At 69.6% G+C, this 7,915-nt stretch carries 9 protein-coding genes; 4 read left to right on the top strand and 5 right to left on the bottom strand.

Annotation, left to right across the window (positions count from 1 at the left end; genetic code table 11):
• Positions 1 to 244 (top strand): response regulator transcription factor (locus A7A76_RS20600; RefSeq protein ID WP_206413065.1); only part of this gene is annotated, 244 nt, incomplete at its 5' end.
• Between the two features lie 18 nt (positions 245 to 262).
• Here A7A76_RS20600 and A7A76_RS20595 read toward each other — a convergent pair.
• Positions 263 to 676, bottom strand: coding sequence for a septal ring lytic transglycosylase RlpA family protein (locus A7A76_RS20595; protein ID WP_206413064.1), 414 nt, complete (start codon positions 674 to 676; stop codon positions 263 to 265).
• A 412-nt stretch (positions 677 to 1,088) separates the two neighbouring features.
• Between A7A76_RS20595 and A7A76_RS20590 the strand changes: the two genes are divergently transcribed.
• Both A7A76_RS20590 and A7A76_RS20585 read left to right on the top strand, forming a co-directional pair.
• Positions 1,089 to 1,529 (top strand): hypothetical protein, encoded by a 441-nt coding sequence (locus tag A7A76_RS20590; protein WP_206413063.1) that lies wholly within the window; start codon positions 1,089 to 1,091, stop codon positions 1,527 to 1,529.
• Positions 1,530 to 1,563: 34 nt separating this feature from the next.
• A complete protein-coding gene (locus A7A76_RS20585) occupies positions 1,564 to 2,082 on the top strand; it encodes a PaaI family thioesterase (RefSeq protein ID WP_206413062.1) in 519 nt (172 codons plus the stop codon).
• A gap of 221 nt (positions 2,083 to 2,303) precedes the next feature.
• Here A7A76_RS20585 and A7A76_RS20580 read toward each other — a convergent pair whose 3' ends face one another.
• The 4 genes from A7A76_RS20580 to A7A76_RS20565 all read right to left on the bottom strand — a co-directional run bounded on the left by A7A76_RS20580 (position 2,304) and on the right by A7A76_RS20565 (position 6,850).
• On the bottom strand, positions 2,304 to 5,072 hold the full coding sequence (locus A7A76_RS20580; RefSeq protein WP_206413061.1) for a hypothetical protein: 2,769 nt from the start codon (positions 5,070 to 5,072) through the stop codon (positions 2,304 to 2,306).
• Between the two features lie 312 nt (positions 5,073 to 5,384).
• The gene (locus A7A76_RS20575; RefSeq protein WP_206413060.1) at positions 5,385 to 5,798 is read right to left on the bottom strand and encodes a VOC family protein; all 414 of its coding nucleotides are present in this window, start codon (positions 5,796 to 5,798) and stop codon (positions 5,385 to 5,387) included.
• 31 nt (positions 5,799 to 5,829) lie between these two features.
• Positions 5,830 to 6,279 (bottom strand): helix-turn-helix transcriptional regulator, encoded by a 450-nt coding sequence (locus tag A7A76_RS20570; RefSeq protein WP_206413059.1) that lies wholly within the window; start codon positions 6,277 to 6,279, stop codon positions 5,830 to 5,832.
• A 187-nt stretch (positions 6,280 to 6,466) separates the two neighbouring features.
• Positions 6,467 to 6,850, bottom strand: coding sequence for a hypothetical protein (locus A7A76_RS20565; RefSeq protein WP_206413058.1), 384 nt, complete (start codon positions 6,848 to 6,850; stop codon positions 6,467 to 6,469).
• 255 nt (positions 6,851 to 7,105) lie between these two features.
• Between A7A76_RS20565 and A7A76_RS20560 the strand changes: the two genes are divergently transcribed.
• Complete coding sequence (locus tag A7A76_RS20560; RefSeq protein WP_428995211.1) at positions 7,106 to 7,831, top strand: COG4705 family protein; 726 nt, start codon at positions 7,106 to 7,108, stop codon at positions 7,829 to 7,831.
• Positions 7,832 to 7,915 lie beyond the last annotated feature (84 nt).

Here is a 7,915-nt window from a genome sequence, read left to right as displayed (position 1 = left end):
GCTGCTGCGGCCGCACGCGGCCGCGCCGCGGCGCGTGCCGGCGCCGTCGGCGCCGCTGCTGAGCGAGCGCGAACGCGATGTGCTGCGCTGGATCAGCTTGGGCGCCAGCAACAAGGTGGTGGCGCAGAAACTCGCGATCAGCCCCAGCACCGTGCGCACCCACGTTGAAAACGCGTTCCGCAAGCTGGAGAGTTCGACCCGCGCGGCGGCGACGCTGAAGGCGACGCAGCTGGGGTTGTTGTAGCGCCGCAGCTGCGGCCGCTTACAGCACCTGATAGTCGACGCTAACCACGCCCTGGTCGGGATTGGCGATCTGCCGGAACGCGCCATAGGTCAGGTCGATGCAGATCGGCCAGCCGAAGTTGCCGCGGTCGTTGACGCGCACTACCACTGAGCGGCCCTGGTAGCTGACCCGCACCTGGGTTCCGAACGGCAGCGAGTTGTGCGCGGCGGCGAGGGCGAAGCGGTGGAAGGGTTCGCCGCTGGCGGTCGGCCAGCCTTCGGGGATTTCGCCTTCGGCGCCGTACCAGGTGGCGCTGCAGACCGCGAGCGTGCCGGCGGCGAGCGGGGGTTGCGGCTGCAGCGGGGCGGTCTGCGCGAATGCGGTCGCGGATGCGGCCAGCGCACCGGCGGCGAGCGCGGCGCGGACGAAGCGGATCCAGGCGGAGGCGGTCATCGCGGATTCCTCGACGGGCGAGAACGACGCGCGCGCGATGCCGCCGGATGCGGCACCGCGCGCGGCCGCACGGCTGCGCGTGCTTGCCGCATGGGGGAGGTCGGGCATGGGCCGACGCGCGCGGCCATTGGACGCAAGCCGGGTTCAACGTCGCGCGAAGCCGTGCTGGTACGCGCTCGCAGTTTTTAGCCGCCGCGCATCACGCCGGCGCCGGCGTGGGCGGGCTTGTGCGCAGGTGCTCGCAATGTCGCGCGGGCGCGCGTCACAGGCGTTCGGCAACGGGCTGAACCGACGGGCGCAGCGGGCTTCTGCGGTTTGCGCGCCCGGGCTTCACGGCGCCGGCGCGCCGGCGTTGTAGCCGGGTGCAGGCGTTCGGATCGCGTCGCGGCCGTCCGGCCGACAGGAGGCGGGCATGAGGGCATGGGCTTGGGCAGGCGCGGGCTGCTATGTCGCGGCTTTCGCGATCGTGCTGGCGTTCGCGTTGGCGTATCTCACCCGCCGGCGCTTCATGCCGTATCACCGCGCCGCGGCCGATCAGTCGTGGGACAGCCTGTCGCCGCGCCTGCGCTTGCTGCTGCTGGCGTTGATGCGCGCGCTCGGCGCGGCGTGGCTGGCCTGCGTCGCCGGCGGCGCGTTGCTGCTGAACGAATGGGTGCTGACCCGGCCGGGCTTCGCCGCGCTGGCGTTGTTCCAGGCGTATTGCCTGCTCGCGTTCGGCCCGCCGCTCGCTATCGCCTCAGGCTTGCGGCGGGCGACCGGCGCGCGCACGCCGGTCGCCGGCGCCGCCGCCGCGCTGATCTTGTCGTTGCTCGGATTCGCATTGTGCGCGCTGGCGTTGCGCGCGGCGCAGTGAGCGGCGCGCAGCGACCCGTCGAAGGAGAGAGCGAATGCGCCGCGACAACACATTCTGGGCGATGATCGACGGCCGTTTGCCGCTGCCGGCGGCGGCGACGCTGCTGGGCTGGCGCTTCCAGGCCCATAACGAGACCGACCGCAGCGTCAGCGTGAGCTTCGATGCGAGCGATGCGCTGACCAATCCGCTCGGCCAGATCCACGGCGGCCTGCTGGCGGCGATGCTCGACGACTGCATGGGCCCGGCGATCTACGTCGAGCTGCCGCCCGACCGCATCGCGGTCACCGTGGAATCGAAGACCGTCTTCATCCAGGCCGCGCGGCCCGGCCGTGTGTTCGGCTACGGCCGGATCGAGCATTGGCGCGGCCAGCTGTGTTTCGTATCCGGGCGGCTCAGCGACGCGCAGGGGCGGGTGCTGGCGACGGCGACGGCGACATTCCGCATCGGCCACCTGCGTTGGCGCGGATGGCGGGTGCCGGGGCCGTTGGTGCGGCATTTGCTGCGGCGGCAGTTGCGCAAGCGGGTGGCGGTGAAGGCGGTGACGCAGGAGTGAGTGGGGGTGATTTCGGTGTGCGCAGCGTCAGCGTTGAGCCGGTGAGTTTCAGCCACCGCGTTGGACGTCGGAGTTTTACGTCGGCGTCCGTAGCTTCAGAGTCGGATTGGAGCCGGCTTCGGCCGGCGCGCCGGGATTCGACATCGCAGCGCGCAGCCTCTGCATCGGATTGCGGTCGGCTTCGGCTGCAAGCGCCGGGCGCCGGAACTCAACGCCGGGGCTCAGAGTTCCAGCACCCAGTCGTTATAACCAGGGAAGTAGGTCGGGTGCTTGTCCATATACTCCTTGACCTCGTCCATGCTGTCCTTCTCGCGCTTGAAGTCGTCCTTGCGCTTGCCCGGGTCGAGGAACTCGACATACGTGTCGGCGCCGCGGTCCTTCTCCCACTTGCTCTTGAAGTCGGCGAATTCCTCGCGGTGGAAATCGAAGATGCTGCGGTCGCCCGGCGCCTGGCGGCCGCCCCAGTCGGCGCCGCGCAACTCGCGCAGATTGTTGATGTAGTCGCGCGCGTTGCCGAAGCTGTTGAGCGTGGTCACCGCGTAGTCGTACTTGAGGTTCCAGTCGCCCTGGGTCACGCCGTCGTCGCCGAGCTTCTTGAACCAGTCGTATTGCTCGCCGGCTTCCTTCTTGTCCTTGGCGTTGTTGACGAACACCGAGACCAGTTCGGAGGCCACGCTCAACAGCATGCCGACCGGCCCCAGCCCGCGGGTGATCGCGCCGACCACCCGCTCGGCCACCGCGCCGGCGGCCTGGCCGCCGACCGCGGAGACGAATTTGCTGCCGGCCTTGAGCAGGTCCGGCGCCAGATCCAGCGTGCCGGACACGACGTTGAGCACCGCATCGGCCTTCTCCGCCGCCGAGCTGTCGCCCTTGAAGGCTTCGGCCGCGCCCATGCCGCCGGTGACCACGCCGAGCACGCCGCCGGCCTTGCCCGAATAATCGGACAGAACTTTCAGCGTGGACTGGGAAATGCGCGAGAGATTGCCCTTGGCCGCATCGCCCGCGGTCTGCTCCAGCCCCTTGACGATCCGGTCGCGGTTGGCCACGTCGACCGGTGGAATGTCGGCGGCGCGCACGTTGTCGCCGATCGCCGACACCGCCTGGTTGCCGTAATGCGTGTCCACGCCGATGTTTTCCTTGACCTGCTTGTCCACGTCGAGCAGGTCCAGGGCCGAGCCGTCGATGCCCTTGCCGAGGTTGCCGAGCAGCTTCTTGGCGTCGGGCAGCGAGCCGATCATGCCGATGATGCCGCCGGCGACGGCGAGCTTTTCCTCGGGCGTTTCGCCGAAACCGTCCTTGACCAGCCCGCGCACGGTCGAGGCGATGCCGATCGCGCCGCTCACCGACGGCAGCAGGCCGCTGGAGTCGAGGTTGCTGATCAGCCCGCGGATGGTGTCCTTCTTGTCGCTGCGGAAATCGACGTCGGCGAAGGCCTTGTCGATGTCCTCCGGCGCATAGCCGTTCTCGCGCAGTTCCTTGGCGACCTGGGCGAAATCGCGCTTGGCGTCGTCGCCGCCCTTGCCGAGGAATTCCTTGATGCCTTCGGTCAGGTCGACCGGGAGCTTGGCCTTGTCCATGGCGGTGGTGATCGCGCCGAGCCCGGCTTCGACGCCGTCGACTTCGGCCTCGGGCGTGAACTCGCCGTCGGCCAGGCCGGCGTCGATGTCGCGCGCCAGCGCGTTGATCGCGAACGTCTGCCCGGCGGCCTTGGCGCGGTCGGGATCGAGCAGCGACAGCTGCGAGATCGCATCCTCGACATCGGCCTGCGCGCGCGGCTGGTCCCACTTGGGCAGCTTGCCGATCTCCTGCACGTAGTCGGGGCTCTCGACCACCTTGGCCAGGTTGTCGGCCATCGACTTGCGCTGCTCCTCGGGCACCTTGCCGATCGCTTCCTTGAGGCTCTTCTGGTACAGCGCCGACACCTGCTCGTCGCGCATCAGCGCGTCCAGGCGCTGGTTGATCTTGCCCTCGTCGAGCATCTCCTTCATGTCCGCCGGCTCGAGCTTGAGCAGGTTCTCGGTCTCGGTCTTGGTGCGGCCGCCGACGTTGATGTGGCGGTTCTCGTAGACCGGATGGATGAACTTGCCGTTGGTGACCGCGCTGCGCGCCTCGATCATGCGCAGGAACTCGCCCTGCGGGCTGCCGTCGTAGAGGTCTTTCTTGCCCTTGAGCTCGTCGATCATCAGCTTCATCGCCGCGTCGCCGACCTTGAGCTTGTGGCCGTCGACCTCCTCGCTGGTCTCCAGCGAGAACACGTCGGTCTTGGCGGTCGGATCGAGCCTGGCGCGCTCGCGCGCGTTGTCGATGGTCTGCTGGCCGGCGTCGAGGTAACTGCGTTCGGCCAGCGCGTACACGTCCGGCGACTTGGCCGGATCGACCGCGAACTTGCCGCCGTCCTTGGTTTCGAAACGCAGCCAGCCGTTATCGTATTCGCCCGGATAGGACACGTTCTTGATATCGCCGTAGAGCACGCGGTCGTCCTTGCCCAACTCGCGGAAGCCGTCGTTGAGGATGTCCTTGGGCGGCTCGGAAGGCTTGTCGTCCTTCGGCGGCGCCGGTTCGGGCTGCGGCTCGGGCTTGCGCGCGGTGTCGATGAACTCGCTGGCCTTGTCCTTGGGAATGTGGTCGTCGCCGAAACCGCGGCTGACGCCGTCGAGCACGCGCTTGCGGTCGCTGTCGTCGATGCGGCCGTTGTCGACCAGCTTGTCGAGCCGGTCCTTCTGCAGCCACGAACCCAGCGCGCCCTTGTCCTTCTCCATCACCGTGCCGATGAAACGGCCGCGGTCCTCGGGGCTCAGCGTCGGCAGGAACTCGCTGGCCAGCGCTTCCAGCCGGCGGTCGTAATCGTCCTTCTTGGCCTTCTTCTCGCCGACGTCGTGCAGCTTGTCGGCCAGTTCCTCGAGTTCGGCCTTGCTCGGCGATTTGTAGTCGTTGCTGCCGGGAACGTAAGCGGCGGCTTTGTTCTGCAGATCGAGGGCTTGAACGGACATGGGGGCGCTCGCAGGGTCGTCGGTACGAGGGGAAGGCCGGATCGGCGGCGCGCATCGCAGCCGGAGGCGATGCGGATGGCGGCGCGAACGGCGCGCCGCGAAAGCTGCGCGACCAACTTGGCGCCGCGGCGCGCGGCGGTGAACTGGGGCAAACCCGAGGTCGGGCGCGGCGAACTGCAAACCCGCCGCGCAGATTCAGGATCGTGCACGCGTATACGCCATCGCGATGCCGCGCGTGGCGCGCGGCATCGTGATGGTTGCGTTCAATCTTTCAACGCGCGCCGACGAGCGCGCGTTCGCCGAGTCGGGCGATCAGGCGGCGCTGGCCTGGATCCGGATCATGTTGCCGGCCGGATCGCGCACCGCGCAGTCGCGCACGCCGTAGGGCTGATCGACCGGCTCCTGCACGATCTCGACATCGCCGGCCTGCAGCCTGGCGAACACGCCGTCGAGGTCGGGCGTGGCCAGGTTGAGCATGGCGTAGCTGCCCTTGGCCATCATCTCGGCGATGGCGCGCTTTTCCGCATCGTTGAGGCCGGGCGTGGCCTGCGGCGGATACAGCACGATCGCGGTGTCGGGCTGGCCGGCCGGGCCGACGGTGATCCAGCGCAGGCCCTGGTAGCCGACGTCCTTGCGCACTTCGAAGCCGAGCGCGTCGCGGTAGAAGGCCAGCGAGGCGTCCGGATCGGTGTGCGGGAGGAAGCTGGAATGGATGCTGAGGTTCATGGCGGTCCTGCGTGGGTGGTGGCGGGAGACCTCATGCTACGTCCGGCCCCTCGGCCGGCGCTTCTCGATTCCTGATCGGTCGCGTCACCTGCTTGGCCACGCAGGCCGGCATGCCTTCGGTGGCGGCCGCGGCCTGGCGCTGATAGACGCTCGGCGGCATGCCGACCAGTTCGGCGAAGCGGGTGCTGAAGGTGCCCAGCGACGAGCAGCCGACCGCGAAGCAGACCTCGGTGACGCTGAGCCCGCCCGCGCGCAGCAGCGCCATCGCCCGCTCGATCCGCCGGGTCATCAGATAGGAATAGGGCGATTCGCCGTAAGCGGCGCGGAACTGCCGGCTCAGATGCCCGGCCGACATGTGCGCGCCGCGCGCCAGCGCTTCCACGTCCAGCGGCTGCGCGTACTCGCGGTCGATGCGGTCGCGGACCCGACGCAGGCGCGCCAGGTCGCGCAGGTGGACGGGATCGGCCGGCGAGTCGTTCATCGCCGCGATGCTGCCACCGCGCCTGGGCGGCGCTCAAGTGAGATCGGTCATGCTGCGCCTCGCGCACGCGGCATCGCTGTCCGGCGGGTTTACCGCGCAGCCTCGCGACGTTCGCGCTCGCGACTGCGCGACGGTGTGGGCCTGCGCGCGGGCCAGGCCGAAGCGGATCGGCGCTGCAGCCGCCGGCTCAGGCCGACCATTGCGCGTTCCAGGCATTGAACAGATAGCCGCCGGTGCCGTCCTGCAGGGTCGATTGCACTTCGATCAGGGTGTTCATTTCGTCCAGCGCTTCGTCGAGGTCATCGATGGCGATCTCGAAGCGCGCGGTGCAGGCGCGCAGCCGCGCCTCGGCCGGCGCGCCTTCGCCGGCGCGTTCGAGCGCTTCGCGTGCGATCTGTTCGCCCTGCGCATAGGCCACGCGCAAGACCGGGCCGTCCTCGTCCCAGCGCACCGCCAGCGCACCGGGCTGCGCATCGACGCTGAGGCCCTGCGCGGTCAGGGCTTCGCGCGCCCACGCCAGGTCGAAGCCGGCCTGGGCGGGAAAGAACACCATCGAGACAGCACCGTTCACGGTCGATTCCCGCTCCGGGAACCGCCCCGGCGTCGCCGGCCACGATACCCGTTCTTGCGCGTGAATCCAGGCGAAACCGCCAGGCGGCGGTGCCGGTTTGCGCGGCCGGATCGGACGCGGTTCCGACAAATCGCCTCGCACACTGGCCACGCGTTGCGAGCCCGGCGTCGCGCCGTTGCCGCCGCATCCCATTCCCCGTCCGCCGCCCGCGCCATGACGACCGCCGACTCCGCGCCATCCTCCGCCTCGAGCAAGGTGCCCCAGGTCACCGCCGCGTTCTGGGCGCTCAAAGTCCTCGCCACCACCCTCGGCGAGACCGGCGGCGACGCGGTGTCGATGTCGATGGACCTGGGCTATCTGGCCGGCACCGGCATCTTCGCCGTGTTGTTCGCGCTGGCGGTGTCGGCGCAGATCCGCGCGCGCCGTTTTCACCCGCTGCTGTACTGGACGACCATCGTCGCCAGCACTACGGTCGGCACCACCCTGGCCGATTTCGCCACCCGCTCGCTCGGCATCGGCTACACCGGCGGCACTGCGTTGCTGTCGGCCTTGCTGTTGACCTCGCTGTGGGCCTGGCACCGCAGCCAGGGCTCGATCGCGGTGGAGAGCGTCGCCGGGCCGCGCGCGGAGGCCTATTACTGGCTGACGATCATGTTCTCGCAGACGCTGGGCACCGCGCTCGGCGATTGGGCCGCCGACACCGCCGGACTGGGCTACCTCGGCGGCATCGGCGCGTTCGCGCTGGCGCTGGGCGCGGTCGCGGTCCTGTATTGGTGGACGCAGTTGTCGCGCACGCTGTTGTTCTGGGCCGCGTTCGTGCTGACCCGCCCGTTCGGCGCGGTGGTCGGCGATTTCCTCGACAAGCCGCTGGCCAGCGGCGGCCTGGAGTTGAGCCGCTACGCGGCCTCTGCGGTGCTCGCGGCGCTGATCCTGGCCGGCGTGCTGCTGTTGCCGCAGCGCGCGGCGCAACGCGCGCACTGAGCGCGGCGGCCGGTTTCGTCGCCTCCGGCCGGGTTCCGTCGCGCGCGCGGGCGGTTTCGTCGCCGCGCGCTTGCGGCGCCGGCG

Origin of the sequence: Lysobacter enzymogenes (assembly GCF_017168095.1) — a bacterium.
Classification (GTDB): Bacteria; Pseudomonadota; Gammaproteobacteria; order Xanthomonadales; family Xanthomonadaceae; genus Lysobacter; species Lysobacter enzymogenes_D.
Note: the sequence above shows the minus strand (reverse complement) of the source record. Positions and strands in the feature narration are given on the sequence as shown.

Bases quoted from the DNA above. Each gene is read 5' to 3' on its own strand.
- A7A76_RS20595 (WP_206413064.1), bottom strand. From the start codon at position 676: ATGACCGCCTCCGCCTGGATCCGCTTCGTCCGCGCCGCGCTCGCCGCC.
- A7A76_RS20590 (WP_206413063.1), top strand. From the start codon at position 1,089: ATGAGGGCATGGGCTTGGGCAGGCGCGGGCTGCTATGTCGCGGCTTTC.
- A7A76_RS20585 (WP_206413062.1), top strand. From the start codon at position 1,564: ATGCGCCGCGACAACACATTCTGGGCGATGATCGACGGCCGTTTGCCG.
- A7A76_RS20580 (WP_206413061.1), bottom strand. From the start codon at position 5,072: ATGTCCGTTCAAGCCCTCGATCTGCAGAACAAAGCCGCCGCTTACGTT.
- A7A76_RS20575 (WP_206413060.1), bottom strand. From the start codon at position 5,798: ATGAACCTCAGCATCCATTCCAGCTTCCTCCCGCACACCGATCCGGAC.
- A7A76_RS20570 (WP_206413059.1), bottom strand. From the start codon at position 6,279: ATGAACGACTCGCCGGCCGATCCCGTCCACCTGCGCGACCTGGCGCGC.